We start from the raw sequence: 15,288 nt of genomic DNA, 5'->3' as shown, positions 1-15,288 counted from the left end.
GCCGTCACCACCGCGACCCGGTCCGCCGCCTCCCGGCCGCCGCCCGGGCCGGCCAGCGCCTCCTCCAGCAGGGCCCCGGCGGCCCGGGCCCGCCCGTCCTCGGCCGGGCCGGGACCGTCCTCCCAGTCCAGCCGGGCGACGGCCACCTGCCACAGGGAGGCGGCACCGGCCCCGGGCAGCAGTGCGGAGGCCGTCACCCGCAGCCGGGCGGAGACCTCGGCCGACGGCGCGTCGGCGCGGAGCAGCTCCAGCACCTCCCCCGCCAGGCGGCGGCCCACCGAGCGGGCCGCGTCCCGCCGCTCGCGCTCGGCCGCGACCAGCCGGGTGACGCCGTGCAGCAGGTCCAGCCGCTCGGCCGGCCACTCGTCCGCGTCGGCCTCCACCACCAGCAGCCAGCCCGACAGCGCAGACAGCACCGCCTCGCGGGGGTCGGTACCCTCCGCGCCGGCCGGCGGACCGCCCACCGGGAACAGCGAGTACACCGTCTCGCCGGCCACCGCGCGGTACGGGCCGGCGCGCCCCGCCCGCAGCGCCGCCAGGTGCTCGCCCGCCAGGCGGGTGCGGACGGAGGCCGGCAGCCGGTCCGCGCCGGCCCCGGCGACCGGGCGGCCGGCGGGGGAGAGCACCCACGCCCGCAGGTCCAGGTCGGATCCCAGCAGGTCCAGCACCGCGTCCGGGCCGCCGCCCGCCGGGCCCGGGGACATCAGCCGCCGGTGCCGCTCCACCACGGCGGCCAGATCGCCGGCCCGCTCGCCGGAGACCTGCCGCACCACGTGCTCGGTGACGGTGGCGAAGGCGACCTTCTCGTCCACCGAGAACAGCGGCATCCGGTGCCGTGCGCAGGCCGCCACCAGATCCCCGGGCACCGGGCCCAGCTCCGCCTCGCCCGCCGCCAGCGCGGCCACGCCCGCGGCGGCCAGGATGCGGACGAACGGCTCGGAGTCCTCGGGGCCGCGCCGCCAGGCCAGCCCCGTCAGGACCAACTCGCCGCCCGACAGATAGCGGCCCGGGTCGCGCAGGTCGGTGGTCATCACGCCCCGCACCGGCCGGTCGAGATCCTCCCCGCCGCTCAGGAGCCGCAGCCCCAGCCAGGGGCTGTCCAGGAGTGCGCGCAACCGCATCGTCGTCGTCCGCCGATCTTTCCGTGCCGCTGGTGCCGTACCGCTCGTGCGGGGGCGCGTGTCGTGCCCCCGCGGCCCGCACGGGCTTTCGTTCGAATCTACAAGACCCGGTCGTGGGCCGTACGGGTGCTTCGCGACGCCGGTGACCGCACCGGCCGGGAGACGAGCCGGGCCGGCGGGAACGCGCGGTGTGACACGGGCGCAGCCGCCCGGTCCCCGTACGTCCGCCCGGCACCGGATTCCGCCGCGGGCGGCGGGACCCCGCGACCGACCGAGAAGAGCCGACGAGATGGACTTCCCGCGCCCCGCCGACCGGGAGGCGGCGCTCGCCGCCGGCGCCGAGCGCCTGAGCGGCCGATGAGCCGAAGAGGTCCCGGAGGTCCCGGGGGGCCCGAGCCTCCCGAGGACCCCCGGGTGGCCGGCCCTCCGGCGTCCGGGGGCTCGCCCGTGGACCGCTGGTTCCACATCTCCCGCCGCGGCTCCACGGTCGCGCGGGAGGTGCGCGGCGGCGTCACCACCTTCATGGCGATGGCGTACATCCTGCTGCTCAACCCCGTGCTGCTGTCCGTCCCCGACCGCTACGGGAACCGGCTGGAGACCGCCGAGGTGATCACCGCGACCGCGCTGGCCGCGGCCGTCACCACCGTCGCCATGGGCGTCGTCGGCCGCGCTCCGCTGGCCCTGGCCGCCGGGCTGGGGGTCTCGGGCGTGCTGGCCACCCAGGTGGCCCCCGAGGTGAGCTGGCCGCAGGCGATGGGGATGTGCGTGATCTACGGCTCGGTGATCATCCTGCTGGTGGTCACCGGGACGCGCGAGCGGATCATGAACGCGATCCCGACGGCGCTCAAGCACGCCATCACCATCGGCATCGGCCTGTTCATCGCGATGGTCGGCCTGGTCAACGCGGGTTTCGTCGGCCTGGGCGAACCGGGTTCCCCGGTCACCCTCGGCCAGGGCGGCCGGCTGGCCGGGTGGCCGGTGCTGGCCTTCTGCGTCACCCTGCTGCTGATCTTCATGCTGCTGGCCCGCGGGGTGCCCGGCGCGCTCCTCATCGGCATCGCCGCCGGCACCACCGTCTCGATGGCCGCCACCGCGGCCTTCGGCATCGGCGACGAGGAGTGGGGCGGCGCCGTCCCCGCGCCGCCCGAGCGGCTGGTCTCCGCCCCCGACTTCGGCCTGCTGGGGAACGTGGAGATCGGCGGCCTGGCGGGACTGGGCGTGACCGGCTTCACCATGATCGTCTTCACTCTGGTGCTGGCCGGCTTCTTCGACGCGATGGCCACCATCATCGCCGTCGGCCACGAGGCGGGCCTCACCGACGAGCGGGAGCGGATGCCGGGGCTGGGCCGGGCGCTGCTGGTGGACGGCGCGGGCGGGGTGGTCGGCGGCGTGGCGAGCGCGTCGGGCCAGACGGTCTTCATCGAGTCGGCCACGGGGGTGGGCGAGGGCGCGCGTACGGGGCTCTCCGCCGTCGTCACCGGGCTGCTGTTCGCGGCGGCGCTGCTGTTCACCCCGCTGGCGCTGATCGTGCCCGGCCAGGTGGCCTCCGCCGCGCTGGTCGTCATCGGCGCGATGATGATGCAGAACTCGCGGTACGTGGACTGGGCCGACCGCACCACGGCGATCCCCGTCTTCCTCACCGTCGTCCTGATGCCCTTCACCTACTCCGTCACCACCGGCATCGGCGCCGGCGTCATCGCCTACACCGCCGTGCGGACGGCGGTGGGGCGCTGGCGGGAGCCGGGGCCGCTGATGTGGCTGCTGACGGCGGTCTTCCTCGTCCACTTCGCGGTGGACGGCACAGGAGGGGCGCAGGGGTGAGCCGGTGCGGTGCCGGGCCCGGCCGGACGACCACGGCCCGGCACCGCACCGGGAGGAGGCCGTCAGCCCCGCGGCTCCTCCACCATCTCGGCCCAGCCGCTCTGGATCATCGTCTGGAAGCGCCAGACCCCGCCCCGGCGCACCAGGACGTCGGCGTAGCGCATGCGGTGCTCCTCGCCTCCCGCGGTCATCACCGAGTCGGTGAAGACCACGGCGAGGCGGGAGGAGAGGAGGAAGGGGGTGCGCGCCGACTCGAAGCGGATCTCTCCGCCGCCGCCCATCACCGCGTTCATCGTCCCGGTGTACCGCCGCCGGTCCCACTGGGCCGTCCGGCCGTCGCCGTCCGAACCGTCGGTCACCAGGTTGAGCGGGAAGACGGCCATGTCGGCCATGCGCTCGATGTGCTCCGGGGTGGGCGAGGAGGCGAGTTCGTCATAGGCGGCGAACCACTCCTCCAGGCTCCGCAGGTCCTCCTCGGTCGGGGTGTAGCCGGTCAGGGCCGCGGCGGTCTCGGTGTCCTGGGACAAGGCTCTCCATTCGTCAAACTTGACTAGATCGAGGAGGGTAACGCCCGCCGCCTCACTGGTCAAACTTGATTAAACGGATTCCGGCGGAGGCCGGCGCGGGCCGCCGGTGCGGAGCGGCGGCACGGGCGGGAGGGCGCGGTGCAGAGGTGCTCACGGCGGCACGGCGCTCGCCGTACCGCCTCCGGCCGGACGGCCGCGGGAGCGGGGGCGCCGCGCCCCCGTCACCCCGTTCCGCGGCCCCCTTCGGTGGTGGAGCACGCCCGCGGCGCGGGCGGAGAGCCGGTGGAGGCGGCGGAGCGGAGGATCGAATTCCGGTCATGTTCGTCCGGTGATCCGTCCCGCATCCACCACCGGGCGGCACGCGGCCGGGCCGCAGGACCCGCCGCCGCCTGCGGTTCGTGCGCCGGGCCCGGCCGATCCCGTCGGCCTGAACCATGCCCTGAGTCTCGCCCTCCGTGTAGCGCGATGTGCGGAGAGTGGCGTTTACTGTGCGCACCCTTCCCCGGCCGCACACCGCCGGGAGGGGCCGGGTCACGAGTCCGTACGGCCGCGGAGTGGCGGCGGGACGGCGCGGTGAGCCGCGGGGGACCGGGAACGGCAAGACGGAGTACGACGGCGAACGACGACAGACGACGAACACAGCATCCGTGTGGGGGGAGCTGCGTTGCGGAAAGAAGCGGTAGGACGCCGGACGGTCGTCCACGGACAGGACGACCCGCGGGTCATCGCACTGCGGCGGGCCGTGGCCCGCCTGCACCGGGAACTCGCCGGTTACCGCGGACAACTGGCGGACCGGCAGATAGCCGAGGACGAACTGGCCGCCGTGGACGCCGCGCTCCGCGCGGGTGCCCCCGAGGTCGTCCGGCTGCGCCAGTCGCTGCTCCTGATCGCGGGGGCGATCGGTTCGGTCAGTGCGCTGGCCGGGGCGCTGGCGGAGGTGCGCAAGGCCGTCGAGCTGTTCGGCGGGCCGACGTCCTGAGGGGGTACGCCCCCCGTGCCCCGGTGGCCGCGGGAGCGGACCGGCGCGCCGCCGGGCGGTCCGTACGGCTCCGGCGGTCCTTTTCGGCCCATCCGCGGCCCACCGGCCCGCCTGGCCGGATAACGGTGTCGCCGGAAGACCTCCCGCTGGCATCATCGGCGGCGGGCCGCGTACACGGAGGGCCGTACAGGGGGAGGCGCGGATGAGTACGCGGGAGCGGGCACCGGTCGATCTGGCCTCCCTGGGCGAGGACTTCGCCCGCGACCCCTACCCCGTCTACGCCGAGCTGCGGGCCCGCGGCCCGGTCCACCGGGTGCGGTTGCCCGAGGGCCCGGAGGCGTGGCTGGTCGTCGGATACGAGGAGGCGCGGGCCGTTCTGGCCGACCCGCGTCTGTCCAAGCACTGGAGCAACGCCTCGCCCGCCCTGCCGGCGGGCTCCCCGGCGGCCGGGGTCAGCATGCTCAGCACCGATCCGCCGGACCACACCAGGCTGCGCAGGCTGGTCGCCCGCGAGTTCACCGCGCGGCGCACGGCCTCCCTGGAGCCGAGGGTGCGGGAGATCGCCGACGGCCTGCTGGACGTGATGCTGAAGGAGCCGGACCGGCGGGCCGACCTGGTGGACGCCTACGCCTTCCCGCTGCCCATCACGGTCATCTGCGAGCTGCTGGGCGTGCCGTTCCTGGACCGGGACGCCTTCCGGGCCTGGTCGGCCACCGCCGTCGGGGACGCGGACTTTAAGGAGAAGCGGGCCGCGAACGAGGCCGTCACCACGTACCTGACCGAGCTGCTGGAGAAGAAGCGGCGGCGGCCCGGCGAGGACCTGCTGAGCGCCCTGCTGCACACCGCCGACGAGGACGGCGACCGGCTGTCGCCCGAGGAACTGCTCGGCATGGCCTGGCTGCTGCTCGTCGCGGGCCACGAGACCACCGTCAACCTGATCGCGAACGGCACTCTCGCCCTGCTCACCCACCCCGACCAGCTCGCGCTGCTGCGCTCGGACCCCTCCCTGGCCGAGGGCGCGGTCGAGGAGATGCTGCGCTACGACGGCCCGGTCGAGACGCCCACCTACCGCTTCACCACCGGGCCCGTCGAGATCGGCGGGACGGTGATCCCCGGCGGCGGGGAACTGGTGCTGGCGGCCCTCGCCGACGCCAACCGCGACCCGGGGCGCTTCGCGGAGCCCGGACGCTTCGACATCCGCCGCGAATCCCGCGGCCACCTCGCCTTCGGGCACGGCATCCACCACTGCCTGGGCGCCCCGCTGGCCCGGCTGGAGGGCCGCGTCGCCGTCCGCGCGCTGCTGGAGCGCTGCCCGGACCTGGCCCTCGACATCCACCCCGCGGCCGTCTCCTGGCGGCAGGGCGTGCTCATCCGCGGCCCGCACCGTCTGCCGGTGCGCTTCTGAGGGCTCGCGGGGACTCGTCCCACGCACCCCGCACGCCCCTTCCGTCCCACCCGCACCGCCGGCCCCTCCCGTCCGACCCCCGCTCCCCGCGTGAGCTGCGGTGACGGATACTTGTGCGGCCGGGGCCGGGCACCGCCCGCGCCCCGGCACGGCACGGAACCGGCCGCCAGGCCGGTACTTCACGCAGCGAGAGGGCGGAAACCGCGTGGCCACGGCAGGAGGGGTACGCAAGGGCGTACGGACCGGCGCACGAGCCGGCATACGGACGAGGGCCACGGTGTCGGCGGCGGTCCTCGCGCTCGCCCTGGCCGGATGCAGCAGCACCGGCGGGAAGCGGGCCGAGGAGGAGCGCGGGCGCGCCGGAGGCCGCGCGGCGGTGGACACCCCGCGCTGGACGTTCGCCATGGTCACCCACTCGGGAGACGGCGACACCTACTGGGACATCGTCCGCGGCGGCGCCGAGCAGGCGGCCGTCAAGGACAACGTGGAGTTCCTCTACTCCCACGACAGGGAGGCCGGCCGCCAGGCCCAGCTCGTCCAGACCGCCATCGACCAGAAGGTGGACGGGCTGATCGTCACCCTCGCCAAGCCCGAGGCCATGGAGGCGGTGGTGCGCAAGGCGGTGAAGGCCGGCATACCGGTGGTCACGGTCAACTCCGGCCAGGACGAGTCGGCCGCCCTCGGCGCCCTCGCCCACATCGGCCAGGACGAGTCCGTCGCCGGTGAGGCGGTCGGCGAGGAGCTGAACGAGCGCGGCCACGGCAAGGCCCTGTGCGTCGTCCACGAGCAGGGCAACGTCGGCCACGAGGAGCGCTGCGACGGAGTGCGGAAGGCCTTCGAGGGCGAGGTGGAGAACCTCTACGTGGACGGCACCAACATGCCCTCCGTGGAGTCCTCCGTCGAGGCCGAGCTCCAGTCCGACCGGGACGTGGACACCGTCGTCACCCTCGGCGCCCCCTTCGCCGCCACCGCCGCCAGGGCCGTGGAGCGTGCGGGCGGCGACGTCGAGGTCAACACCTTCGACCTCAACGCCCAGGTGGCCGCCGGCCTGCGGGACGAAACGATCGGCTTCGCCGTCGACCAGCAGCCCTACCTCCAGGGCTACGAGGCCGTCGACCTGCTGTGGCTGCACCGCTACAACGGCAACATGCTCGGCGGCGGACGGCCGGTCCTCACCGGTCCGCAGCTGGTGACCGGGGAGGACGCCGCGGACCTGGAGAAGTACACCGAGCGGGGCACCCGGTGACCGCCGTTCCCGCGGCCCCGGCGAAGGACACCGCCGTGCGCGGCCCGGTGGCGCGGCGCCTGCTGGCCCGCCCCGAGCTGGGCGCGGTGGTCGGCGCCGCGGCCGTCCTGGTCTTCTTCGCCCTCGCCGCCGACAGCTTCCTGCGCCCCGCCGGACTGGGCACCGTCCTGTACGCCTCCTCCACCATCGGCATCATGGCGGTGCCGGTGGCGCTGCTGATGATCGGCGGGGAGTTCGACCTGTCGGCGGGCGTGATGGTGACCAGCTCGGCGCTGGTGTCCTCGATGTTCAGCTACCAGACGACGGCGAACACCTGGGCCGGCGTCGCGGTGTCGTTGCTGGTCACCCTCGCGATCGGCTTCTTCAACGGCTGGACGCTCACCCGCACCCGCCTGCCGAGCTTCATCATCACCCTGGGCACCTTCCTGATGCTCACCGGCCTCAACCTCGGCCTCACCAAACTGATCGGCGGCACGGTCTCCACCAAGGCGATCGGCGACATGGAGGGCTTCGCCTCCGCCCGGGCGGTCTTCGCCTCCCACATCACCGTCGGCGGCGTCCAGCTGCGGATCACCATCCTGTGGTGGCTCGTGCTGGTCGCGGCGGCCACCTGGATCCTGCTGCGGACCAGGGCGGGCAACTGGGTCTTCGCCACCGGCGGCAACGCGGAGGCCGCCCGCGCGGTCGGCGTTCCCGTCGACCGCGTCCGGATCGGCCTCTACGCGGGCGTGGCCCTGGCCGCCTGGATCTCCGGCCAGCACCTGCTGTTCACCTACGACGCCGTGCAGTCCGGCGAGGGCGTGGGCAACGAGCTGATCTACATCGCCGCGGCCGTCATCGGCGGCTGCCTGCTCACCGGCGGCCGCGGCTCGGCGGCCGGCGCCGCCGTCGGCGCCCTGATCTTCGGCATGACCAGCAAGGGCATCGTCTACGCCCAGTGGGACCCCAACTGGTTCAAGTTCTTCCTCGGGGCGATGCTGCTGCTCGCCACACTGCTCAACCTGTGGATCCGCAAGCGGGCGGAGGCCTCCTCGTGAACGAGTCACCCACGACGCCGGACGGCGCGCCCGCGCCGCTGGTGGAGCTGGCCGGCGTCGGCAAGCGCTACGGCAACGTGACCGCGCTGGAGGGCGTGTCACTGGCGGTCCGCCCGGGCGAGGTCGTCTGCGTGCTCGGCGACAACGGCGCCGGCAAGTCGACCCTCATCAAGATCGTCTCCGGGCTGCACCGGCACGACGCCGGCGCCTTCCGCGTCGACGGCGAGGAGGTCCGCCTCGCCTCCCCCCGCGAAGCCCTCGACCGCGGCATCGCCACCGTCTACCAGGACCTGGCGGTCGTCCCGCTGATGCCGGTGTGGCGCAATTTCTTCCTCGGTTCCGAGCCCGTCACCGGGCGCGGCCCCCTCCGGCGCCTGGACACCGCCGGCATGCGCCGCACCACCCGCGATGCCCTGCTGCGCATGGGCATCGACCTGCGCGACGTGGACCAGCCCATCGGCACCCTCTCCGGCGGTGAGCGGCAGTCGGTCGCCATCGCCCGCGCCGTCCACTCCGGTGCCCGGGTGATCGTCCTGGACGAGCCGACCGCGGCCCTCGGCGTCAAACAGGCCGGAGTGGTCCTGCGCTACGTCGCCGCCGCCCGCGACCAGGGGCTGGGCGTCGTGCTGGTCACCCACAACCCCCACCACGCCCATCTGGTCGGCGACCGGTTCGTCCTGCTCAGGCGCGGCTCCATGGCCGGCAGCCACGCCCGCGAGGAGATCGGTCTGGACGAACTGGCCCGCCAGATGGCGGGCGGCGGCGAGCTGGACCGGCTCGGCCACGAACTGGCGCGCACCCGTCCCTCGGAACCGGGCGGCGGGGCCCGGGTAGGGCACAATCGACGGTGATGAGTACGTACCGTGACCGGGTGCACCGGGGCCCTGCCGGATCGGCTGCCGCCGGGACGAGTGCCAGGGCGACCGCCAGAGCGACGGTGTTCAGGGCCGTGGCCACGCGCGAGCGGCGCTCCTACGTCTCCGCTCCGCGCGTGCCCACGGTGGGCATCGACATCGGCGGTACCAAGGTGATGGCGGGCGTCGTCGACGCCGACGGCCGCATCCTGGAGAAGGTCCGGGCCGAGACCCCCGACAAGTCCAAGAGCCCGCAGGTCGTCGAGGACACCATCGCCGAGCTGGTCCTGGACCTCTCCGACCGCCACGACGTGCACGCCGTCGGCATCGGCGCGGCCGGCTGGGTGGACGCCGACCGCTCCCGGGTGCTGTTCGCCCCCCATCTGGCCTGGCGCGACGAGCCGCTGCGCGACGCGCTGACCGCCCGTCTGGCCGTGCCCGTCATGGTCGACAACGACGCCAACACCGCCGCCTGGGGCGAGTGGCGCTTCGGCGCCGGCCGCGGCGAGGACCACCTCGTCATGATCACCCTGGGCACCGGCATCGGCGGCGCCATACTCGAGGACGGCCAGGTCAAGCGGGGCAGGTACGGGGTGGCCGGGGAGTTCGGCCACATGCAGGTCGTGCCCGGCGGCCACCGCTGCCCCTGTGGCAACCGCGGTTGCTGGGAGCAGTACAGCTCCGGCAACGCCCTGGTGCGCGAGGCCCGCGAGCTGGCGGCGGCCGAGTCGCCGGTCGCGTACGGGATCATCGACCGCGTCGGCGGCAACGTCCGCGAGATCACCGGGCCGCTGATCACCGGACTGGCCCGCGAGGGCGACGCGATGTGCACCGAGCTCCTCCAGGAGATCGGCGAGTGGCTCGGCGTGGGCATCGCCAACCTGGCCGCCGCGCTGGACCCCTCCTGCTTCGTCGTCGGCGGCGGGGTCAGTGCCGCCGACGAACTGCTGATCGGCCCCGCCCGGGACGCCTTCCGCCGCCACCTCACCGGCCGCGGCTACCGCCCCGAGGCCCGTATCGCGCGCGCCGAACTCGGCCCGGAGGCCGGCATGGTCGGGGCCGCCGACCTCGCCCGGCTGGTCGCCCGCCGCTTCCGCCGCGCCAACCGCCGCCGGGTGGAGCGGTACGAGCGGGCCGGGGCGGGCCTGCTGCCCTCGCGCGGATGGGGGGCGGGCCGTTGACCGCCGCCGTGCCCCTGCCGCAGCCCGGGACCCCGCCGCACCGGCCCAGGCACCGCTGGCTGGCCGCGGTCATCGTGGTGCTGCTGATCGCCGTACCCGCCGGCTACCTGGTGCTCTCCGCCTACCAGAGCCGCGACAGCGGCAAGGACAAGCAGCGCGCCGCCGCCGCCACCGGCCTGGTGTGGCAGTGGCCCAGCAAGCTGGAGAGCCGCGTCTACGAGATGCCCGTGCCCGGCGGGGCCAGCTACGTGGCGCACTACGAGGCCAACAGCTGGCAGCGCAGCTCCTTCTACGTGCAGTTCCGCACCTCCCGGCAGGGCCTGGAGAGGTTCATCGAGGAGGCCGGAGGGGAGCCGGGCGCCCTGCGCGAGGGCGCCTCCGGGGTCACCGGGCGGCAGGCGCGGACGGTGGGCTGGGAGCTCGACGCCCCCGGCCGCCGCTACGCGGGCGCCAGGATCGAGCGGCCCGGCGAGCGGCCCGACCTGGCGGTCACCGTGGACATCACCAGCGAGGACCGCCTGCGGGTCTACGCGGTCTCCACGGTCGAGTTCTGACGAACCGGCCGCCGGCCGCCTCGCGAGCCCCGCCGGCACCGCGGGCGCCGGGGGAGGACCCCCGCGGCCGGACCCCGTGACAGGTTCCGGGGCGCGGTCGGGACCTCGCGGCGGAGATCGCGGGCGGACAGCACAATGACCCCATGGAGCTCACCAAGAAGGGCCACGCCTGCGTCGCCCTGCACCGCGAAGGACGCACGCTCGTCATCGACCCGGGCGGCTTCAGCGAGGCGGACGCCGCCGTCGGCGCCGACGCGATCCTGGTCACCCACGAGCACCCCGACCACTTCGACGAGAGCCGGCTGCGCGCCGCGCTGGAGGCGAACCCGGCCGCCGGGATCTGGACCCTGCGCAGCGTCGCCGAACGGATCTCGGCCGCCTTCCCCGGACGCGTCCACACCGTCGGCGGCGGCGACGCCTTCACCGCCGCCGGCTTCGAGGTGGAGGCGCACGGCGAGCTGCACGCCGTCATCCACCCCGACATCCCGCGCGTCACCAACGTCGGCTACGCCGTCACCGCGGACGGCGCCGGCACCGTCTTCCACCCCGGCGACGCCCTGACCGTCCCCGGCCGCCCGGTGGACACCCTGCTGCTGCCGGTGCACGCCCCCTGGAGCAAGGTCGCCGAGGTCGTCGACTACGTGCGCGAGGTACGGCCGCGCGTGGCGTACGACGTCCACGACGGGCTGCTGTCGGACTTCGGGCATCTGGTCTACGGCCGTCTCCTCGGCCCGGACGGCCCCGGCACCGCCGGCGCGGAGCACACCCGGCTGGAGCCCGGGCAGAGCGTCGTACTGCGGCAGGGCTGAGCCCCGCCGGAAGGAGCGCCCCGCCGGCGGCCGGCCGCCGACAGCCGCCCGCCGGTTGTCGGCGCCGGGCGGTAGATTCGCTGCCATGCGTATCGCCACCTGGAACGTCAACTCGATCACCTCACGACTCGAGCGGCTGCTGGCCTGGCTGGAGAGCAGTGGCACGGACGTGCTGTGCCTGCAGGAGCTGAAGTGCACGGCGGAGGCGTTCCCGGCCGAACCGCTGCGCGAACTGGGCTACGAGGCCGCGGTCAACGCCTCGGGCCGGTGGAACGGGGTGGCGGTGCTGTCCCGGGTGGGCCTGGAGGATCCGGTGATCGGACTGCCCGGGGGGCCCGACTACGAGGGCGTCACCGAGCCCCGCGCGGCAGGCGCCACCTGCGGCGGGGTGCGGGTGTGGTCGGTGTACGTGCCCAACGGCCGCGAGGTGGGCCACCCGCACTTCGAGTACAAGCTCCGGTGGTTCGCCGCGCTGCGGGAGCTGGTGGTGAGGGAGTCGGGGCAGGGGGAGCGGCCCTTCGCCGTCCTCGGCGACTACAACGTCGCGCCGACCGACGAGGACGTCCACGACCCCGCCGTCTTCGAGGGCTCCACGCACGTCACCCCGGCCGAGCGCGAGGCGCTGGCCGGGCTGCGCGAGGCGGGCCTGGCCGACGTCGTGCCGCGCCCGCTGAAGTACGACCGCCCCTACACCTACTGGGACTACCGCCGGCTCGGCTTCCCCAAGAACAAGGGCATGCGCATCGACCTGGTCTACGGCGACCCGGCCTTCGAGTCGGCGGTGAAGGACGCCTACGTCGACCGCGAGGAGCGCAAGGGCAAGGGCGCCTCGGACCACGCCCCGGTCGTCGTCGACCTGGAGGTGTGAGCGTCCGCCCGCGTGCCTTGTGCCGTTCACCGCGCCGTTGATGTCACGCTGAGGCGTATGAACATCCCCTTCCTGGACAACTGGCGCAAGCGGCACGGCATGTCCCGCGCAGTGGCGGTGATGCAGTCCGCCCCCCACGACGCCGAGGGAGTGGCGCAGCTGCTGTCCGAGTGCGAACTGCTGCGCAGACAGGCCGAATCGGCGGGGATCGAGCTGGAGGACACGCCCGGGGCGCTGGCGGCCCTCGACCAGCTGCTGCCGCGCTGGCGCGACGAGGACCCCGAGGCGCTGACCTGGCTGGGCAACGACGCGGGCCTGTACCTGGGCACCGTCGTCGTCCGCACGGTGCCGGGCGCGAGGTGGCAGGTGTGGCCGAACGGCCGGCCGGTGGTGCGGCTGGCCTCCGGCCGGGAGCTGGACGTGGTGGCGGCGGGCCACGAGTGGGCGCTCGGCGGCACACCGGAGCTGTCGCAGATGTACGCGGAGGCCTCCGAGGCGTGACGGCCGCCGGCCGGGCGTGAGCCGGCCGGTCCGCCCCGCCCGCCCGCCCGGTCGCGTGCCGGGCCGTCAGCCGGGGAAGTCGATGCGGTACTCCAGCCGCCACCGGTCCGCGCGCACCACGATGTCGGAGGTCTCCACGGCCCGGCCGTCCGCCGTGTGGTGGGTGCGCTCGATGACCGTCACGCACTGCCCGGGGGAGCACCCCAGAGCCCGCGACTCCGCGCTGGTGGCCGACCGCGAGCCGACCAGCTCGGTGGCCCGCGCCACGGGGAGGCCGATGGCCGCGAACCGCTCGCGCACCCCGCGCCGGGCGTACGGGCCGCGCTCGGGGAAGACGACCTCGGTGCCCTCGGTGAGGGCCAGTGGCTCCCAGCTGGTGGCGAGCTGGAGCGGGCGCCGGTCGGCGAGGTACTCGTACCGCGTGCACACCACCCGGCCGCCCGCGTCGATCCCCAGCCGCTCGGCTATCCGCGGCGGGGCCCCGGTGGTGGTGGAGGTGGCCTCCCACAGCAGCGAGCGGGTGGCCGGGGAGCCGGTGAGCAGCCGGGCCGCGAACGGGGAGTCCGCCGTCTCGCCGGTGCGCAGCAGACTGCCGACGGGGCTGCGGTCGGTGACGAAGACCCCGCGTCCGAACTGCCCCTCCGCGTAGCCGGCGGCCTTCAGCACGCGCACCGCCCGGTCCACGGTCTGGTCGCTGGCGGCGTAGGTGCGTTTCAGCTCCGAACGCGAGGGGATACGGGAGCCCACGGCCAGGATCCCCTCGTCGATCCGCTGCCGCAGATCGTCGGCGATCCGCTGGTAGACCGGTCTGCTGTCGCCCATCCGGGACTCCTCTCCGTGCTGCCGCCTGCGGGGTGGGAACACTCTCCTCGCCTGGTCCAACAGGTTAGGAGGGGGCCATTGCCGCACGAGGCGTCGTGGGCAACATCATCGGGAACACCTCGGCGACATCGGTACCCGGTTCCGCAAACTCCTTGCGCAATCCGCTGCTTGACCGGGTCAGCTCCCGGTCCGGCCACGTGCCCGGTGCTGGCGGCGGGCGGGTGGGGGGACGGGTGCGGGCTCCGACGGCGCGGTGAGGGCGGCCCGGGTGACGTCCGCGACCGTTTCGACGACATCGGGTCCGTACGCCTGGGAGTTGACCACCTTCAGCAGCAGGCAGAAGTCGCCGTCGGCGCCGTGCTTGCGGGCCAGCCGGGTGTGGTGGCGGGCGAGATGCCGGGCGGCCGCCTGGCTGGTGACGGCCCGCTGACCGCAGAGCACGAAGACCGGGTGGGAACCCTCGCCCGCGGTGAGCCGGGCGAGCAGGACGTACTCCACCGACCCCCTCTCCATCCGGTAGCGCTCGCCGCCGATGGTGAACACGACCTGGTCCGGCCCCGGTTCGGGATCGGTGTCGATCCGCACCCCCGGCAGCAGGGAGTGGAGATGGGCCGCCGTCCGCCGGTTCGCCGCCGGGCCTCCCACGCAGAACTCGGTCCGCTCGCCGAAGCCCTGGCGGACGTTCTCGTGCGACAGCACCCGCGCGTTCGCGCCGCACTCCTTGACCAGGGCGGACAGCTCCAGCAGGGCGAACACGTCGTCGCGGGAGACGGCGCCCTCCCCCGTGGCGGCCTTGCGTCCGACCACCAGCAGGCACTCGGAGTGCTCCGGCAGGCCGAAGAAGCGCTGCTTGCGGCGGAGTGCGCGGCGCCACAGGCAGGTGCGGCCGAACCAGCCGAGCGAGGTGGTGATGCCGGCCGCGAGCACGCCCAGCACGATGTCGCGCAGGTTGTCGTCCATGGGGCGGAAGCGTATCGCCGGATGGTGACTCTGTTCGAAACATGACAAGAGGGAGGAGGCGGGGGAGACACGAAAACTGTTCGTAGCACGGCGGTGACAGCCGATGAAACACAGCCGGTGTGCCATGGCCCCATGCCAGTGCCGCAACCGACCGGCAGTATCCACCGGGCCGCTGCCGGCCTCGACGTGCCCGGCGGTCCGGACCTGCCCGAGGCCGCCGAGTTCGCCGCCGCGCTCACCGCGCTCACCGCCGAACTCGACCCGGTCGCCGGATGGTACGGGGTCTTCGCCCGGCGCGACCCCGAAGGGCTGGCCGCCTGCCTGGCGGGCCGCCGTATCCCGCCGTGGGATGTGGTCGCCTCCCTGCTGGACGACCTCACCGCCCGCCGGGGCCCCCGGCGGGCGCGCCCCCGGGCCGCATGGCTGAGGACGCTGTACCTGGCGTCGCTCGCCGCCTGCGACGAGGCGGCCGGCGATCCGCGGAGGCGGGCCGCCGAACTGCGGGAGGTGCTGGTGCGGACACTGCGCGAGCAGCGGCACGCGGCCCACCGCGAACAGGTCCTGGCCCGCGCGCTGACGGCGGGCGGCCAGGCGGCCGACGCC

At 74.6% G+C, this 15,288-nt stretch carries 15 protein-coding genes and 1 pseudogene; 12 read left to right on the top strand and 4 right to left on the bottom strand.

Annotated elements, in window-relative coordinates; all coding sequences use genetic code 11:
* Positions 1 to 1,121, bottom strand: a 1,121-nt coding sequence (locus tag AC2CJA_RS13980) for a PucR family transcriptional regulator ligand-binding domain-containing protein (RefSeq protein ID WP_484603027.1), incomplete at its 3' end; no start/stop codon positions are given.
* Between the two features lie 357 nt (positions 1,122 to 1,478).
* Here AC2CJA_RS13980 and AC2CJA_RS13975 point away from each other — a divergent pair.
* A complete protein-coding gene (locus AC2CJA_RS13975; RefSeq protein ID WP_484603026.1) occupies positions 1,479 to 2,942 on the top strand; it encodes an NCS2 family permease in 1,464 nt (487 codons plus the stop codon).
* A gap of 62 nt (positions 2,943 to 3,004) precedes the next feature.
* Here AC2CJA_RS13975 and AC2CJA_RS13970 read toward each other — a convergent pair whose 3' ends face one another.
* A complete protein-coding gene (locus tag AC2CJA_RS13970) occupies positions 3,005 to 3,469 on the bottom strand; it encodes a nuclear transport factor 2 family protein (RefSeq protein WP_484603025.1) in 465 nt (154 codons plus the stop codon).
* 664 nt (positions 3,470 to 4,133) lie between these two features.
* Here AC2CJA_RS13970 and AC2CJA_RS13965 point away from each other — a divergent pair.
* From AC2CJA_RS13965 to AC2CJA_RS13920, 10 genes are all read left to right on the top strand, one after another.
* On the top strand, positions 4,134 to 4,448 hold the full coding sequence (locus AC2CJA_RS13965) for a DUF5955 family protein (RefSeq protein ID WP_484603024.1): 315 nt from the start codon (positions 4,134 to 4,136) through the stop codon (positions 4,446 to 4,448).
* Positions 4,449 to 4,650: 202 nt separating this feature from the next.
* Positions 4,651 to 5,853 (top strand): cytochrome P450 family protein, encoded by a 1,203-nt coding sequence (locus tag AC2CJA_RS13960; RefSeq protein WP_484603023.1) that lies wholly within the window; start codon positions 4,651 to 4,653, stop codon positions 5,851 to 5,853.
* A gap of 205 nt (positions 5,854 to 6,058) precedes the next feature.
* On the top strand, positions 6,059 to 7,099 hold the full coding sequence (locus AC2CJA_RS13955; RefSeq protein WP_484603022.1) for a sugar ABC transporter substrate-binding protein: 1,041 nt from the start codon (positions 6,059 to 6,061) through the stop codon (positions 7,097 to 7,099).
* The gene (locus AC2CJA_RS13950) at positions 7,096 to 8,136 is read left to right on the top strand and encodes an ABC transporter permease (protein WP_484603021.1); all 1,041 of its coding nucleotides are present in this window, start codon (positions 7,096 to 7,098) and stop codon (positions 8,134 to 8,136) included. Before AC2CJA_RS13955 ends, AC2CJA_RS13950 begins: the two co-directional genes overlap by 4 nt.
* Positions 8,133 to 8,987 carry an ATP-binding cassette domain-containing protein gene (locus AC2CJA_RS13945; protein ID WP_484603020.1) on the top strand — a complete coding sequence of 285 codons (855 nt, stop codon included), beginning with the start codon at positions 8,133 to 8,135 and terminating at the stop codon, positions 8,985 to 8,987. The genes AC2CJA_RS13950 and AC2CJA_RS13945 overlap by 4 nt, the downstream gene beginning before the upstream one ends.
* The gene (locus tag AC2CJA_RS13940; RefSeq protein WP_484603019.1) at positions 8,987 to 10,171 is read left to right on the top strand and encodes an ROK family glucokinase; all 1,185 of its coding nucleotides are present in this window, start codon (positions 8,987 to 8,989) and stop codon (positions 10,169 to 10,171) included. Before AC2CJA_RS13945 ends, AC2CJA_RS13940 begins: the two co-directional genes overlap by 1 nt.
* Positions 10,168 to 10,725, top strand: coding sequence for a hypothetical protein (locus AC2CJA_RS13935; RefSeq protein ID WP_484603018.1), 558 nt, complete (start codon positions 10,168 to 10,170; stop codon positions 10,723 to 10,725). The genes AC2CJA_RS13940 and AC2CJA_RS13935 overlap by 4 nt, the downstream gene beginning before the upstream one ends.
* 143 nt (positions 10,726 to 10,868) lie before the next feature.
* Complete coding sequence (locus tag AC2CJA_RS13930; RefSeq protein ID WP_484603017.1) at positions 10,869 to 11,534, top strand: MBL fold metallo-hydrolase; 666 nt, start codon at positions 10,869 to 10,871, stop codon at positions 11,532 to 11,534.
* 85 nt (positions 11,535 to 11,619) lie between these two features.
* Complete coding sequence (locus tag AC2CJA_RS13925; RefSeq protein WP_484603016.1) at positions 11,620 to 12,402, top strand: exodeoxyribonuclease III; 783 nt, start codon at positions 11,620 to 11,622, stop codon at positions 12,400 to 12,402.
* 57 nt (positions 12,403 to 12,459) lie between these two features.
* Positions 12,460 to 12,903, top strand: coding sequence for a DUF6278 family protein (locus AC2CJA_RS13920; protein ID WP_484603015.1), 444 nt, complete (start codon positions 12,460 to 12,462; stop codon positions 12,901 to 12,903).
* A 66-nt stretch (positions 12,904 to 12,969) separates the two neighbouring features.
* Here the strand turns inward: AC2CJA_RS13920 and AC2CJA_RS13915 are convergent, their stop codons facing one another.
* Entirely contained in the window at positions 12,970 to 13,725 is a 756-nt protein-coding gene (locus AC2CJA_RS13915; RefSeq protein WP_484603014.1) for a GntR family transcriptional regulator, read from the bottom strand.
* Between the two features lie 177 nt (positions 13,726 to 13,902).
* Complete coding sequence (locus AC2CJA_RS13910) at positions 13,903 to 14,685, bottom strand: hypothetical protein (protein ID WP_484603013.1); 783 nt, start codon at positions 14,683 to 14,685, stop codon at positions 13,903 to 13,905.
* 132 nt (positions 14,686 to 14,817) lie between these two features.
* Between AC2CJA_RS13910 and AC2CJA_RS13905 the strand changes: the two are divergent.
* Positions 14,818 to 15,288: pseudogene (locus AC2CJA_RS13905) on the top strand (hypothetical protein); the annotation flags it as partial.

The sequence above is a fragment of the Streptomyces sp. ATLC9 genome (assembly GCF_057196705.1).
Note: the sequence above shows the minus strand (reverse complement) of the source record. Positions and strands in the feature narration are given on the sequence as shown.